Origin of the sequence: Pedobacter sp. KLB.chiD (assembly GCF_047040275.1) — a bacterium.
Lineage (GTDB): Bacteria > Bacteroidota > Bacteroidia > Sphingobacteriales > Sphingobacteriaceae > Pedobacter.
This window is the reverse complement of sequence record NZ_CP178207.1, coordinates 3,703,729-3,720,165: the sequence shown is the minus strand read 5'-3', so window position 1 is coordinate 3,720,165 and position 16,437 is coordinate 3,703,729. Positions and strand designations below refer to the sequence as shown.

Here is a 16,437-nt window from a genome sequence, read left to right as displayed (position 1 = left end):
TATTGCTGTTTACGTGTATAGTTTTGATTAATGAACAGCAACCAGTAAGACTGTATCATGAACTAACCAAATTAATCAACTTAAAACTAATTTTATGAGAAGAAGATTTACGTTCGTATTCTTCGTTTACTGTATCCTGGCATTCCCGTTGACCTTATTGGCACAAGACATTCCCGTTACAGGAAAGGTAACAGAACAAAATGGTAGTCCGTTGCCGGGCGTAACCGTTCGGCTGGAGGGCACTACTAAAGCGGCGTCTACTGATGCCAATGGTGTTTTCAACATCCAGGCTCCCGTAGGTGGCAAATTAAACATTAGTTTAATCGGTATGACCACACAAACGGTAACTGTTCCTGCTGATGGCCGTATTAATGTCTCGCTATCTGCCAATTCCAAAGATTTAACCGAGGTGGTAGTTGTAGGGTATGGAACACAGAAAAAAGCCCTTGTAACCGGGTCTATATCCAGCGTAAAGGCTAAAGATCTGGAATCGATGCCAATTAACAGAGTAGAACAGGCCTTACAGGGAAGAACATCTGGTTTAACTATTGCCAGTGGTAACGGACAGCCCGGATCTGCTTCAACAGTACGGGTAAGGGGATTTACCTCTTTTGCATCTTCAGGCAATAACGATCCGCTTTGGGTAGTGGATGGGGTAATTGTAGATAATGGCGGTATCGGTTATTTAAATCAATCAGATATCGAATCTATCGAGGTTTTAAAAGATGCAGCTTCGCAGGCCATTTATGGTGCCAGAGCGGCAAATGGTGTAATTATCGTGTCTACCAAAAAAGGTAAAGAAGGAAGATTATCTATCAATTACAATGGATTTTACGGTACACAAGCGCCTGCTAAAAAGTTAAAATTGTTAAACGCAACAGAATATGCTACGATCAGGAATGAAGCCTATGCAAACAGTTACAATGCGGCAACCGACGGTACTTTTACACTTCCTTATGCAAATCCATCTGCTTATGGAGAGGGTACTGATTGGCAATCAGTTGTTTTTAATAACGATGCCCGCAGGCAGACCCATGAGTTCAGCGTTTCAGGCGGAACGAATAAATCTACCTTTTACACTTCCTTTGGTTATATCGATCAGGAAGGTATTGTAGCCACACCTATTTCCAATTTTAACCGTGCAAACATCCGTCTTAACTCCACATATAAGCCTGCCAAGTGGATCAGTTTTGGCGAGAATTTAGGCTATAGCCATTCGGTTAATAAATCGTTGGGTAATACCAACAGCGAGTTTGGTGGGCCTTTAAGTTCAGCCATTCATTTGGATCCGATCACCCCGGTTATTCAAACCGACCCAACCGTTATCAGCAAATCTCCTTATACCATAGCCAATATTATAAGAGATCCGGCAACAGGATTTCCTTATGGTATTTCGGGTCCGGTTGGTCAGGAAATGAGTAATCCTTTAGCATATACGCAAACCAGACTGGGTAACTATGGCTGGGATCATAACATTGTTGGTAATGCTTTCCTGGAAATTGAGCCTATCGAAAATTTAAAATTCAGGTCATCCCTAGGAACTAAAATTGCTTTCTATGGTTCAGAATCTTATACCCCTTTATTCTGGTTGAGTCCCGCAAATACGAATTCGAAGACTAACTTCTATCGCGAGATGAACATGACCCTAAATTATAACTGGGAAAATACGCTTAGCTATTCTAAGAGTTTTGGTAAACATCATGCCTATGCTATTTTGGGTCAGGGTTATTATATGGACAACAATAACCGCGGTTTAAATGTAAGGTTTAACAATATCATTGCGCAGGATTTTTATCAGGCCAATTTAAACTATAAACCGGCAACCGCCGATATTCAGGGTGATGGTAGTGATGCCACCTTGCATGTCGTTAACTCGCTGTTTACCCGGGTAACTTACGACTATGATGAAAAATATCTGTTTACAGGTATTATCCGTCGTGATGGTTCTTCACGCTTTGGTACAAACAACCGTTTTGGTTATTTCCCTTCGGCGTCAGTAGGTTGGGTGCCTTCAAAAGAGGCTTTCTGGAAAGAAAACAAGGTGGTTAACTTCTTAAAATTACGGGGTAGTTATGGTATTACCGGAAATGATGCCATTGGCGATTTCAGTTATGTATCATTAGTGAATAGCGGACGTAACTATACATTTGGTACTACGGATGTAAGCACCATTGGATGGAGTCCGGCTGCGTTATCAAACCCGAACCTGAAATGGGAAGAAACCCACCAAACCGATATTGGTTTGGATGCGACCTTGTTTAATGATTTTAGCCTGAGCGCTTCTTATTTCAAAAAGAAAACTATTGGTGTGTTGCAAACCCCTTCTATTCCGCTTTATCTAGGTGCAGCAGGTGGTGCCGCAGAAAATGTTGGCGATATGCAGAATACCGGTATAGAATTCGAATTGGGTTACCGAAAAAAAATCGGAGAACTTAATTTAGGGATCAATGCCAATATCTCGACCCTGAAAAATAAGGTAACCAAACTGTTGCCGGGAAGAGAATTTATTGAAGATAATGCACAAAGCTTTCAGGGCATGGGCAACTTTACCCGTACCGGACTTGGACGTGCATTTAATGAGTTTTATGGTTATGAAGTGCTTGGTATTTTCCAATCGCAGGCAGAAGTTAATGCTTACAGAGGTCCGGGAGGTACTATATTACAACCTTCTGCAAAACCAGGAGACATTAAGTTCGCCAATTTAGATGGAAATGAAACCATAAATGGTAGCGATCGTACCTATTTAGGCAGTCCGCTTCCAAAATATACCTATGGTGTTACCATTAACCTGGCTTACAAAAACTTTGATTTTGTGGCATTCGGAAATGGTGTTGGCGGAAATATGATTTTCCAGGGATTAAGACGTTTGGATGTAACTTATGGAAACTGGCAACAATCAATTCTTGACAGGTGGACACCAACCAATACCTCAACCGATATTCCGCGTGTTGCAGATAAGGATCTTAATGGAAACTATACCAAATTCTCCAGAAATTATTTAGAAAAAGGTGACTACTTCCGTTTAAAAACCCTTCAGGTAGGTTATAATCTTCCAGAAAATGTGACCAAAAAAATTGGTGCACAAAAAGTTAGGGTTTATCTCATGAGTGAAAACCTGTGGACCATTACCAAGTATACCGGTTACGATCCCGAAATAGGTGGAACTGTATTGGGGGTAGATCGTGGAGTTTATCCGCAAGCCCGTTCGTTCATGGTAGGTTTAAATGTTGGATTCTAAAAAAAATTAAAAATGAAAAAGAATATTTTAGCTATTGTAGCCCTTTTAACCGCTTCTCAGCTTATCGTTTCTTGTCAAAAACAGCTGGAGGTAAATCCACGCGAACGCATATTGGAGACAAATTATTATCAAAATCAGCAACAGGCATTTACGGGTTTGGTAGCGGTTTATGATCAGTTAGGTAATCAATCCAGCGGTTACCTCACCAAGCTTAATTTATTCTGCTCCGCATCAGATGATCATTATGCCGGTGCCGATTCTCCTTCGGATTTAGGAGATATGCAGGCCATGAACAATTATACGGTGAATTCGCTATCAGGGGCGCCGAGTTATTTATGGAGCAAAGGCTTTACCGGTGTTTACCGTGCCAATGTGTTATTGAAAAAAATAGAAGGCATTAGCATGGATGCTTCAACCAAGGCCAGGTATATTGCCGAAGCCAAAGCATTGCGGGCGATATTTTATTTCGATCTGGTACGCATTTTCAAAAATATACCGCTAATCCTGGCGCCAATAGAGCCTTCTGCCATGTTCGATGTAACACAGGTTGCTCCGGCAGATGTATACAAACAGATCGAACAGGATTTAAAAGAGTCGTTATCGGCTCTTCCGGTAACGGTCCCTACTGCAGATGCAGGACGCTTAAATCAAGGTGCAGCACATGCGGTTTTAGGCAAGGTTTATTTATGGCAGGAAAAATGGGCCCTGGCCGCTGCAGAGTTTGCAGAGGTAAATGGTTCAGCGCCTGGTGCAAGCACCTATGGCTATAAACTATTGCCAAAATTTGCCGATTTGTGGAATTGGAAAAATAAATTCAATTCAGAGTCTATTTTAGAACTCAGTTACAATACCACCTCTAACATGGGTTGGGGTAATGTTGGGAGCCGTGAAGGTAATGTGATGGGCATTCTGGTAGGACCGCGTAACTACGTACCGGTAATTGCTTCGCAAGCACCAGACTATGTTTCGGGTTGGAGTGTGATGCCAATAACCAAGGAACTGTTTGATTTAATTCACTACGATCCGCGTAACAAACCTACGGTGGCCAATTTGGATAGTTTGGAAAAAGCAGGTATTGTAACCTACAAACATGCAAATGATAATACCGGATATTTTGTTGAAAAATATGCTGGTCGTGTTTCTACCAAAGCAGCTGTTGGCCAGCTGGAATTAAATTTTGGTCAGAATATGTATGAAATCCGTTTAGCTGATACCTATTTAATGGAAGCTGAAGCCTTGTTGAAAAGTGGTGCAGCGGTTGGCGCAGGTACCAGGGCTTATATTTTCTTTAATGCCGTAAGGGCCCGGGTAGGTTTAAATCCTGTTGATGTAACCATGGATAATATCATGAAAGAAAGACGCCTGGAACTGGTGGCCGAAGGACAAAGATGGTTTGATTTGGTTAGATGGGGACTTGCGCCAACTAAACTGGCCTTTAAAGGATTTCAGGCGAATAAAAATGAAACCTTGCCGATCCCTCAAGCGGAGTTAAACAATACCAAAATTGTACAAAGCAAAGAGTGGGGTGGCACTAAATAAATAAAGTCTACATATCCTTAAAGTTTAATTGTTACAGGGAGAAAGTGAAACCTTTCTTCCTGTTTTTTATCAGATTATTTTTCTTATATGCTATTTACCAGGTCCGTTGGACTCTTAATGGGTTGTGCTTTTACTTTTTCGGTTATGGCGCAAAGCCAGCCGCAGGTGTGGTTAACCAAAGCCGACCGTACAGCCTTATTTACCCGCCAGGCTACAGGTTTAAAGTTGTCTACAGCCAAAAACAAACAACCTGTAATTGTAATCAACGAAAAAGAAACTTTTCAAAGTATAGATGGTTTTGGCTATGCTTTAACCGGGGGCAGTGCACAGCATATCATTAAAATGAGTGCACCGGCCAGGGCGGATTTGCTTAACGAACTTTTTGCAGCCAATGGTAATCATATCGGTGTAAGTTACATCAGGCTGAGCATCGGAGCGTCTGATTTAAACGAGAAAGTATTTTCATACAATGATCTTCCGGAAGGTGAAACCGATCTGGAACAGGCTAAGTTTAATTTAGGCCCGGATAAGGCAGATGTTATTCCGGTAATGAAAGAGATCCTGGCCATTAATCCTAAAATTAAAATTATGGGTTCGCCATGGTCTCCCCCCTTATGGATGAAAACTACATACGACGCACGGGGCGGGATGCTCAAACCCGAATACTACGCTGCTTATGCCCAATATTTTGTGCGTTACGTGCAGGAAATGAAGAAGGAGGGGATCCCTATCGATGCCATCACGGTGCAAAACGAACCTTTGCATCCCGGTAATAACCCCAGTTTATTTATGGCAGCACCCGATCAGGCGCTATTTGTAAAGCAGTTTTTAGGCCCCGCTTTTGCAAAAGCCAACATTAAAACCAAAATTATTATTTACGATCACAATGCCGATCGGCCCGATTATCCGATCAGTATTTTAGATGATCCGGAAGCTAAAAAATATATCGATGGGTCTGCCTTTCACCTTTACGGAGGTAAAATAGAAGCGCTCACCGATGTGCACAATGCCCATCCCGATAAAAATATTTATTTCTCTGAGCAAATGGTAGTAGAAGAGCCAGATGCCACGGCGATTAACATTATAGATCCGGTAGCGCGCTTAATTATCGGCGCCACGCGTAACTGGGCCAGAAATGTGTTAGAGTGGAATTTGGCAGCTGATCCGGAAAATAAACCTTATACCGATAGGGGAGGTTGTTCCATGTGCCAGGGGGCAGTTACCATCAACGGCGATCATTATAGCCGCAACCTGGCCTACTTTTCCATTGCCCATGCCTCAAAATTTGTAAGGCCGGGTGCTGTACGGGTTGCTTCTAACGAGCCTGACGGTTTGGCCAATGTTGCATTTAAAACACCCGATGGAAAATACGTACTTATTGTGGCGAATACAGGCAAAACATCTGCAGCATTTAATATCAGCCTAAAGGGCAAAATCTATGCCGCGGCGCTCGATAAGGGTGCAGTAGCTACTTATATCTGGTAATTTTTAATCAATCAACTATGTTTTTGAAAAAATCACTTTTATCTGTTTTTCTGTTCAGTAGCATTTCGTTTACCGGTTTTGGTCAGGGTTTTTTAAAAGCATCAGGCACAAAAATTATTGATGGGGAAGGCCAGAACGTAGTGCTGCGCGGCATTGGCCTGGGTGGCTGGATGTTGCAGGAGGGCTATATGCTTAAAATAAACAAAGAGGCACAACAATACCGCATCCGCGAAAGGATTGCCGACCTGATGGGGCCGAAGCAAACGCAGGAATTTTATGATGCCTGGCTAACTAACCATATGCGTAAAATTGATGTCGATTCGATGAAACGTTGGGGTTTTAATTCCATCCGCTTGCCCATGCATTATAATCTTTATACCCTGCCGGTTGACCAGGAGCCTGTAGCGGGTAAAAATACCTGGCTCGAAAAAGGTTTTGCCTTAACCGATAGTTTGCTCAACTGGTGTAAAGCCAATAAAATGTACCTTATTTTAGATTTACATGCCGCACCCGGCGGGCAGGGTAACGATGTAAACATTGCCGACCGCGATCCTTCGAAGCCCTATCTTTGGAATAGTGAGGCCAACCAGGAGAAAACCATAGCCTTATGGCGTAAACTGGCCGAACGTTATAAAAATGAACCCTACATTGGCGCTTATGATATTATAAATGAACCCAACTATGGTTTCACCAATCCCGAAGAAGATAAAAACGGTACTAAAGAAAAAGTAAACGCTCCCTTAAGAAAATTGATGGTGGATATCACCAAAGCTATCCGTGAAGTAGATCAGCAACACCTTATTATTATTGAAGGTAATGGCTGGGGCAACAATTACAATGGCATTTTCCCGCTGTGGGATAAAAACATGGCCCTAAGCTTTCATAAATACTGGAATTATAACGATCAGGCTTCGATAGCGCACATCATTAAAGCCCGCGATGAGCAAAATGTACCCGTTTGGCTGGGCGAAACAGGCGAGAACTCTAATGTTTGGTTTACCGATGCCATCCGGCTTTTAGAAAAAAACAATATTGGCTGGTCGTGGTGGCCTTTAAAGAAAATGGGTGTCAATAACCCCATGCAAATTAAATCAAATCCCAATTACGATGCACTGGTTAAATACCTGAACCAGGGTGGCGATAAACCTAAAGATAGCAACGTGTATAGCGGTTTGATGGAGCTGGCCATTTATTCGAGGTTAGAAAACACCATCATTCACCGTGATGTAATCGATGCGATGATCCGCCAGCCCTTTAGTCATGAAACCAAACCTTTTAAAGCTAATCTCATCCAGAACAGAAGCATTATTTACGCGGTTGACTATGATTTGGGAAAAAACGGATTTGCCTATTTCGATCATGATACGGCCGATTACCATACGGTAACCAATAAACGAACGGCCGGAAACCGCGGCATGATTTACCGCAACGATGGTGTAGATATTGCGAAAGATTCGCTTCAATACGAAAAATATTATGTAAACCATATCGAAAAAGGAGAGTGGTTGCAATACACCGTTAAGGTGGCACAAAAAGGTAACTATACTTTAAAGATTAATGCCGCAGCCGATCAGGCTAACGGGCGGATCACCATTTTAATTAATGGTAAAACCGTTGCCAGCGAAGCGGCAGTCCCAAATACTGGGAATATGAAAAAGTTTGCTCCTTTCGAAATCAAAAATGTGCCTTTAAATGCCGGATGGCAAAAAATCAGGGTAGTGACTGCCAATGGTGGTTATAATTTTAGTTATATTCAGTTTATAAAATAAAAGGCAAAAATCTATTTTGGAAGGTATAAAGCGGATACTGGTTATTTTAGGAGCGATAGCGATCATTATCATTATCCTATCCAGATGCATGAATGCGGCCGACGCTTTACCAAAAGACATCAGGGGTGAAGCTTATACCGGTGCAGCCACCTGTGTAAAGTGCCATCAGGAAATTAAGCAGTCTTTTGCCCATAACGCTCATGGTTTAACCTCCAAACCTGTACACGACCAGGAACTGTTAAAGGTCTTTGCCAGGGATTCCAATGTCTTTAACTTCGATATGCACCAAAAGGTAGTTATTGAGAAAAGAACTGCTGGTGTTTTTCAGGTTGCTTATGTAGATGGAAAAGAAGTACGCGCCGAAAAGTTTGATATGGTATTTGGCTCCGGCGAAAAGGCTTACACCTATGCCTACTGGAAAGGTAAAAAGCTATACGAATTGCCGCTTTCCTATTTCTCCGAAATCCGCAACTGGGCCATCAGTCCGGGATTTACCAAACAAACCTTTTATTACGACCGGCCTATCGGTAGCCGTTGTTTAGAATGCCATGCCTCATACGTAGATAAAAAAGTAACCCAAACTTCAGGCATTACCACGGATGAAGAAATGGAGCGCGGTGCTTTGCTCTACGGCATCGATTGTGAGCGTTGCCACGGACCAGGCAGGCAACATGCAGTTTTTCACCTCGAAAATCCGGCAGAGAAAACCGCTAAATTCATTACCATTTTTAAAACACTAAGCCGTAAACAAAAAATGGATGCCTGTGGAGTTTGCCACTCCGGAAATGCCTTGGTTGCTCAAAAATCGGTTTTTGGTTTTACTCCAGGCGATAACTTAGATGACTACTACACTCAGGATTTTGTGGGTTTTGGCGGTGGCAACCCAGATGTGCATGGTAACCAGACCAACATGTTAATGGGAAGCAATTGTTATCGGAAAAGTAAAAACATGACCTGCCAATCGTGCCACAATACACATGAAAATATTAAGGGCAATTTAGCGGTTTATTCGCAACGCTGTATCAGCTGTCACCAAAGTACAAAGCACAGTGAACTTACTTTGGCCAAAGGATCGATCAGCACAAATTGTATCGATTGCCATATGCCCAAAGAGTCTTCTAAATTAATTACCTTTCAACAGGCGGGTAAAGATGATTTGAGTCCTTACCTTTTACGTTCACACCATATCGCTATTTATCCTGATATTAGTAAGTAAGATCAAACTTGCATTAAGAAATCCTGCACTATCCAATAATAGGAGTTTGATTTCGTACATTTGGTTTCTACCTTAAAAATTAGATCAGTAGCCGATATGCCCATAAAATACTACTTAGCTTTATTCTCTTTCCTTTTCCTCTCAAGCTCTGTTTTCGCCCAAAAGAAGTTTACCCTTAGCGGTACCATTCGTGATGCAGGTACAGGCGAAACCTTAATTGGTGCTACGGTAAGGATTTCCGGGGCTTCTGCCGCAGCCACCTTAACCAACAATTATGGATATTTTGCGCTCACACAGACTGAAGGCACCTACACTGTGGCAGTAAGTTATACCGGTTATACTTCCATTGTTAAAACCATCAATTTAACAAAAGATACCAAGTTGAACGAGGAATTACGAAGTGCAAACGATCTGGCCGATGTAACTGTTAGTGCCAATAACCGTAAAAATGAAAATGTTAAAAGTGCGCAGATGGGGCTGGAAAGAATTGATATGAAAATGCTTAATTCCATTCCGGTATTGTTAGGCGAAAAGGATATCTTAAAAACGATCCAACTCTTGCCAGGCGTAAAATCGGGTGGTGAAGGAAACACCGGTTTTTATGTTCGTGGTGGTGCCGCCGATCAGAACCTGATCATTTTAGATGAGGCTGTGGTTTACAATTCCTCACACTTGCTGGGCTTTTTCTCTACTTTCAATGCCGATGCGATTAAAGATGTAAGTTTATACAAAGGCGGCATGCCCGCGCAATATGGCGGCCGTTTGTCATCCGTTTTAGATGTTAAAATGGATGACGGAAACAACAAAGAGTTTAAATTTCAGGGCGGTATCGGTTTAATAGCTTCGCGTTTAAAAGCAGAAGGGCCGATTGTGAAAGATCGTGGCTCGTTTATGGTGAGTTTCCGTAGAACCTACATTGATCTGTTTTTAAGGGCTTCGCCAGATTCGTCTGTAAATGGAAGTACCTTAAATTTTTATGATATCAATGCCAAGGCGAATTATAAAATCAATGATAAAAATACCATTTACATTTCTGGCTACTTTGGTAAGGATAATATTGGGGTGAAGGATCTGTTTGAGAATAACTGGGGCAATGTAACCACTACCATCCGCTTAAATCACATTTTTAACGATCGTTTATTCTCTAATACTTCATTAATCTACAACAATTACAATTATACCGTTCGTTTGTTGAATGATGCGACTAATTTTAAGGCCACTTCGCTGGTTCGGGATTTTAATTTTAAAGAAGATTTTCAGTATTTCAGCAACAAACATATCCTGAGGTTCGGATTAAATGCCACCCAGCATCGCATATCACCTATTGATATTGATAGCGATGTTGCCTCACAGGTAAATTCCCTTACGCAAGAGCGTCGTTATGGGATAGAATCTGCTGCCTATATTTCTGATGAATGGAATGTAAATGAACACCTCAATTTTTTGTACGGTGTAAGATTGGCTGCTTTCTCGCTAATGGGGCCGGGGAACTTTAGCACCTACAATGCAGCTGGCGAAATCATTTCGACAGAATATGTGGCTAAGGGTAAATTCTACAAAAACTATTTCAACCTGGAACCCCGTTTTTCGGTAAGTTACCTGCTTAATGAACAAAACTCAATAAAAGCGTCTTACAACCGAAATACGCAGAATGTTCATATTTTAACCAATGCCACATCCAGCTCGCCAACCGATCAGTACGTATTAAGCAGTAATAATATCAGGCCCGAAATTGCAGATCAGGTGGCATTAGGTTATTTTAAAAATATCAAAGAGAATACCTACGAGCTATCAGCCGAAATTTATTACAAATGGCTGCAAAACCAGATCGATTATAAGAATGCAGCCCAGTTGCTGGCCAATTCGAACGTAGAATCAGAACTGATTTACGGTATAGGTCGCGCTTATGGAATGGAACTGTTTTTTAAAAAGAAATTTGGAAAGCTTAACGGCTGGGTGGGTTATACCTTATCGCGTACCGAGCGTAAATTTACAGAACTGAATAATGGTAAGTATTTTCCGGCCAGGCAAGACCGCACACATGATATTTCATTGGTTGGCATATATAACATGACCACAAGGTGGACATTTTCATCAAGCTTTATATACAGTACGGGTAATGCGGTTACCTATCCGGCAGGTAAATACACTGTTGGTGGGCAACCGGCTTATTATTACACCCAGCGCAACGCAGGCCGCATGCCTTACAACATGCGCTTAGATCTCAGTGCAACATTAGCAGGCAAGAAAAAGGGCAAATATCAATCGAGCTGGAATTTTGGTATTTATAATGTGCTGGGCCGTAAAAACCCTTACGCTATAGAATTTATTACCGATCCGGAAAATCCGAATAAAACTGCTGCACAGCAAACTTCGCTTTTTGGGCTTATCCCTTCTGTTACCTGGGATTTTAAATTTTAATACCATGAAAAAAATAACGATATATTTTGCCTTATTTACACTTTGCCTTTCTTCATGCAAGAAAATTATTTCCATTGATACGGAAAATGCCGATCCGCAGGTGGTTATTGAAGGTATTATTAATAACCAGTTGATCGACCAGGAAATCAAAATCAGCAAAACGATAGGTTATACCGAGGAAAATATTTTTCCTAAAATTTCTGGTGCTACGGTTATCGTAACCGATAGCAAGGGGAATACCTATATATTTAAAGAGGGAACGATGCCAGGGACTTACATTAACCGAATGAAAGGTGAGCCTGGTGTTACTTATCATTTAAATGCAACAATTGAAGGGCAAAACTATACCGCGAGTTCTAAAATGCCGAATGTGGTAAAAATGGATTCAATCGGGATCATCAAAAATAATTTTTTTGGTCGAGAGCGTAAAACAGCAGCAGCTTTTTTAAAAGATCCTGTTAATGAGGTCAATTTTTACCATTTTAACCTATATGTAAACGATGTGTTATCGCGACGCTATTATGCTACAAACGACAGGTTGACCAATGGTAAGGATTTACGGATCCAACTCTTTTTTAAACCCAATAACGATCATGATAGTGACGAGCTGAATACCAATGATAAGGTTAGGATTGAAATGGAATGTATTGACAGCAATATTTTCGACTATTGGTATGCATTAAGCCAACAGTCAGACCGCGGACCCAACCAGGGTACCACACCAGCCAATCCCACATCAAACATTACCAATAATGCCCTGGGTTACTTCAGTGCAAATACCTATCAGGTACTTACCACTACTGTAAAATAAGCATAATCAAAACCCCTGGTACGGGTTTGCTGTTAAATACATATGAAAGTATTTGTAAGCGGCAACATTGCTCCGGTTGGTTTAAAGCAACTTGAAGAAAATAATATTACGGTAACCCAATGGCAAGAAAACAGGCAGATTACGGCTGAAGAACTGATTGAAGCCTGTAAAGATCAGGATGCATTGGTCAGTGTAGGTCCTAATAAACTGGATGCCGTATTTTTAAAGGCGTGTAAGCATTTAAAAGTGATTGCGCTACATTCAGTAGGCTTCGATCAGGTTGATTTGGATACCGCTAAAAAACTAAATATCCCTATTGGTAATACACCGGGCGTTTTAAGCGGAGCAACTGCCGATACTGCTTTTTTACTCATGCTTGCCGTATCACGAAAGGCTTTTTTTTCACATAAAAAGATTATTCAGGGCGACTGGAAAAACTATGAGCCTGCTCCAGAACTGGGGATTGAAGTAAATGGCAAAACCCTCGGTATTTTTGGGCTGGGTAAAATTGGTTTGGAAATGGCCAGGAAATGTGCTGCTGCCTATCAAATGAAGGTGATTTACCATAACCGCTCGCGTAATGAAGAAGCTGAAAAAGAAATCGGCGCAAAATATGTATCCTTCGATACTCTTTTGGCACAAAGTGATGTACTCTCTATCCATACCGCGCTAACGCCAGAAACCAAGGATAAATTTACACTTGATGTATTTAAGCAGATGAAACCCAATGCTATTTTCATCAATACGGCCAGGGGCGGTATTCATAATGAAAAGGATTTAATCCAGGCTTTGGAAGAGAAAATGATATGGGGAGCAGGTTTGGATGTAACCAACCCTGAACCAATGGATAAAAACAATCCTTTGTTAGCCATGGAAAACGTTGCCGTTTTACCACATATTGGCTCAGCTACCGAAGAAACGAGAGCAGCCATGGCTAAAATTATTGTGCAGAATATTGTTGCGGGATTAAAAGGGGAACCACTGCCTTTTGAGGTGAAATAGAATGATGTGAAATAGAATGATGTGAGATGGAAAATGTAAGAGGTAAAATGGATAATGTGAGCTGGATGAGGAAAAGAATTCAATTCCACATCATCCATCTTACATTATCCATCTTACATCATCCATCTTACATTCTCCATCTTACTTAACCATATACTTAAACACTGATCTGCCTAAATTGCCGTTGGCATCAATACCTTCAATAATTACTTTGTACTGTCCTTTTCCATCAGCATTGTAATATTCAAAAGAAGCATTCCCGGTTGCATCGGTAACCACTTTAGGGTTCCAGTAAATGGTCGTTCTTAAATCGTTCCGATTCATGCTCGCCGGAACATCATATTTAGGGGAGTAAAACTGTTTTTCTTTGTTATAACCCTGAGGCGAGAAGGTAAGCTCGTAGTATTTAGGAAGCATATCCATCAATTGCGCTTTCGATATCCTGGTTCCTTTAGGTGCTTTTTTCTGGTTAAATACAATCACACCGTTTATATTGTTGGCACGGTTTACCAGGCCTAAGTCATCTCTTAAAAATACTTCAACCGACTCAAGCAGGTTAACATCTATGGTATTAATCTGGTTTACATCCACATTCATACCGTTAATGAATATACCCATCGGGATTTTTTTCCCTTGATTGTAATCGCGGGTTACGTAAAAATTATTGTCGGCGAAGGTAACTCCTGCCAGCATACCTTGTAAACAGTTAATTAATAAACCACAGCCTTTAAACCGGTCGCCGCTCACCTCATGGTCGGCCATTTGACTTAATCCGCTCAATGCAGGATAATCCTTATGGCTTACTTTTGGAACCACAGTGCCTTTAATGTTAACATCTTTCAAGGTATGTAAATAAGCATATTGTTTTTTGCTGTTATCTAAATAACTGCTTAAAGTGCTATCAATATTTAAAACCTCTTCGGCCGCACTAAAGTTTCTGGTTAGTGTAGGTACTGGTGCACCATTTAAGCTCAGGGTCATGTTTTTATAGTTTGGATTATACTTGGCAGTAATGGTTACCTTTGATGAATCGTTAAATACCAGGTTTGAGAATTTAAAGTTTCCTACCGGGTCTGTTGTTCCTTCCTGGTTAAAACGTTTATCGGGAATGCTTAACAGCAGGGCCCCCTTTCTAACCGGAATGCCATTGTTCTGGCGCAAAATGCCAGAAATTTCAATGCCTTGTTCCGGTAAGAAGTCAATTTTAGGCAATTTGTTGGCGATGATATCGGTATATTTAAAGCTACGGTAACCCTGGGTAAGTAGCAATACATCTAAATCTGCATTTTTCCTGGCATCGGGTGCATTAAAATAATAATTGGCTTTTTCAATGTAACCTTTAACATCGCTGCTTAATAGCAGGCCTGTTAATATTGTACTGGTGGCATCTTCATTAGATGGAACTTTGGTTTCATCAACAACAGCTACAGAAAAACTACCTTCTACAGGTGCACCATCTTTTTTCGCTGCCACATTTATCTTAACCTTTTTCTTGATTCCGTAAGTAGTTGCAGCACTGGTTAGTGTTACTGCCATGGTGTTTTTGTGCTGTACAAAAACCAACCTTTCACTCAATGGTTTGCCAAATTCGTTAAATAGGGTAAACTGAGCAATCCCATTTGGAAATTTAGATTTAAGCACAGTAGTATTATATTCTGTGTTTGATAATGCTGTTTGCGCTCCATAACAGATAACGCCTTTGCTCTGTGCTATTAAATAAAGCTTTTTACCTTGATTCTGTTCAAAAAAGGCATCATTAGCTAATATTTTTATGGCAATATTGTCAGGATTACTATTGTCTATTTTTAGAGCAACACCATTTGCTGCAACTGCTGGCAAATTATAATTTTGGGTAGTTCCATCAGCATAGGTAACAGCTGCTTTGTAAGTTTTTCCGGCTTCTGCCAATAAGTTAAAACTGCCCATCCCTAAATGCTGGGCTGCAAAGGAAGCAACCGTTTTTCCATCGCTATCGGTTACTGTGCCTTTTGAGTTAATACCCAAACCATCACTTTTAATGGCTTTAAAGGCTACTTTATTATTTAGGCCAGCAATTAAACTTCCACCTTCAGGAAAAAACTGAAAATCTTTGCCTACAATTGCATTTTTAAGCGGAAAGCTGCTACTTGCCACATCTTTATCAGTGGTATTAATACTGATAATCAATTCGCCTTTTTGTAATTGGTATTCGGCTTTTTGTGCGTTGCTCATCGCGATGGTTAAATAGCCATTGGCATCTGTTGTACCCCTGCCCTTGGCAATTACCGTAAAACTCGTCACGACCTGCCAGCTTACATTTTTATTGGCATAGGGTTTATTGCCGGCATCTTTAAATTGTATACGCGCATCAATTTTTTCCAGCTTATCTGTAGAGGTATTTTTGTAAGTAATGTGGGTTTTTAACTCTTTATCGATGGCTTCACCCACGTAAAAAGTTTTGTTAAAATAAGCCGGGTCATCACTGTTGAGCATCCATAAAGTATAAGCCCTAATGTGGTAATTGCCCTGTTTATAGTTGATCTGATCTAAGGGGAAGCTCCCATAAGCAAAACCACCGGTAATAGGTAATTTTAGGGTTTGGATCAGCGAATCTTTCTGATTGATTACATCTACATAAATGATTTTACTGATGCCCGATAAAAAATTTTGGTTTTCAGTAACATAAGCTTTGAACCAAACGGTATCGGCTACGGCATAGTAAGGTTTGTCAAAATGGAGGTAAATCTTTTCAGCAGGGTAATCGCTCAATACCTTATTGGTTTTGGCAATGATGCTATTGATGCTAATAGTATCGGTTTGGGCAGAAGAAGAAAAACTCAGTGCTGATAAGAATGATAATATGATAAAAGATAATGTAAAAATCTTCATGGATTGGATATTATAGACCGTAAATATATCCAATTATAAATAGCTGTCCTAAATTGTACAGAGGTTTAACATTTTTTTACAAAAGTTT

At 40.8% G+C, this 16,437-nt stretch carries 9 protein-coding genes; 8 read left to right on the top strand and 1 reads right to left on the bottom strand.

The genetic code is table 11. The features are described 5' to 3' along the window. Positions 1-94 precede the first annotated feature (94 nt). The 8 genes from ACK1I8_RS15250 to ACK1I8_RS15215 all read left to right on the top strand — a co-directional run bounded on the left by ACK1I8_RS15250 (position 95) and on the right by ACK1I8_RS15215 (position 13,481). Positions 95-3,238: a SusC/RagA family TonB-linked outer membrane protein gene (locus ACK1I8_RS15250; RefSeq protein WP_412466190.1), complete on the top strand. Its 3,144-nt coding sequence runs from the start codon at positions 95-97 to the stop codon at positions 3,236-3,238. Between the two features lie 12 nt (positions 3,239-3,250). After that, positions 3,251-4,777 carry a RagB/SusD family nutrient uptake outer membrane protein gene (locus ACK1I8_RS15245; protein ID WP_412466189.1) on the top strand — a complete coding sequence of 509 codons (1,527 nt, stop codon included), beginning with the start codon at positions 3,251-3,253 and terminating at the stop codon, positions 4,775-4,777. Positions 4,778-4,864: 87 nt separating this feature from the next. Next, positions 4,865-6,262 (top strand): glycoside hydrolase family 30 protein, encoded by a 1,398-nt coding sequence (locus ACK1I8_RS15240; RefSeq protein ID WP_412466188.1) that lies wholly within the window; start codon positions 4,865-4,867, stop codon positions 6,260-6,262. A gap of 17 nt (positions 6,263-6,279) precedes the next feature. Next, entirely contained in the window at positions 6,280-8,031 is a 1,752-nt protein-coding gene (locus tag ACK1I8_RS15235; protein ID WP_412466187.1) for a cellulase family glycosylhydrolase, read from the top strand. A 16-nt stretch (positions 8,032-8,047) separates the two neighbouring features. Then, on the top strand, positions 8,048-9,247 hold the full coding sequence (locus tag ACK1I8_RS15230) for a multiheme c-type cytochrome (RefSeq protein WP_412466186.1): 1,200 nt from the start codon (positions 8,048-8,050) through the stop codon (positions 9,245-9,247). A gap of 96 nt (positions 9,248-9,343) precedes the next feature. Continuing rightward, positions 9,344-11,668 carry a TonB-dependent receptor gene (locus ACK1I8_RS15225; RefSeq protein WP_412466185.1) on the top strand — a complete coding sequence of 775 codons (2,325 nt, stop codon included), beginning with the start codon at positions 9,344-9,346 and terminating at the stop codon, positions 11,666-11,668. Between the two features lie 4 nt (positions 11,669-11,672). Beyond that, a complete protein-coding gene (locus ACK1I8_RS15220; RefSeq protein ID WP_412466184.1) occupies positions 11,673-12,479 on the top strand; it encodes a DUF4249 domain-containing protein in 807 nt (268 codons plus the stop codon). A 42-nt stretch (positions 12,480-12,521) separates the two neighbouring features. Next, positions 12,522-13,481 (top strand): 2-hydroxyacid dehydrogenase, encoded by a 960-nt coding sequence (locus ACK1I8_RS15215; protein WP_412466183.1) that lies wholly within the window; start codon positions 12,522-12,524, stop codon positions 13,479-13,481. Between the two features lie 141 nt (positions 13,482-13,622). Here ACK1I8_RS15215 and ACK1I8_RS15210 read toward each other — a convergent pair whose 3' ends face one another. After that, on the bottom strand, positions 13,623-16,349 hold the full coding sequence (locus ACK1I8_RS15210) for a carboxypeptidase regulatory-like domain-containing protein (RefSeq protein ID WP_412466182.1): 2,727 nt from the start codon (positions 16,347-16,349) through the stop codon (positions 13,623-13,625). Between the last annotated feature and the right edge of the window lie 88 nt (positions 16,350-16,437).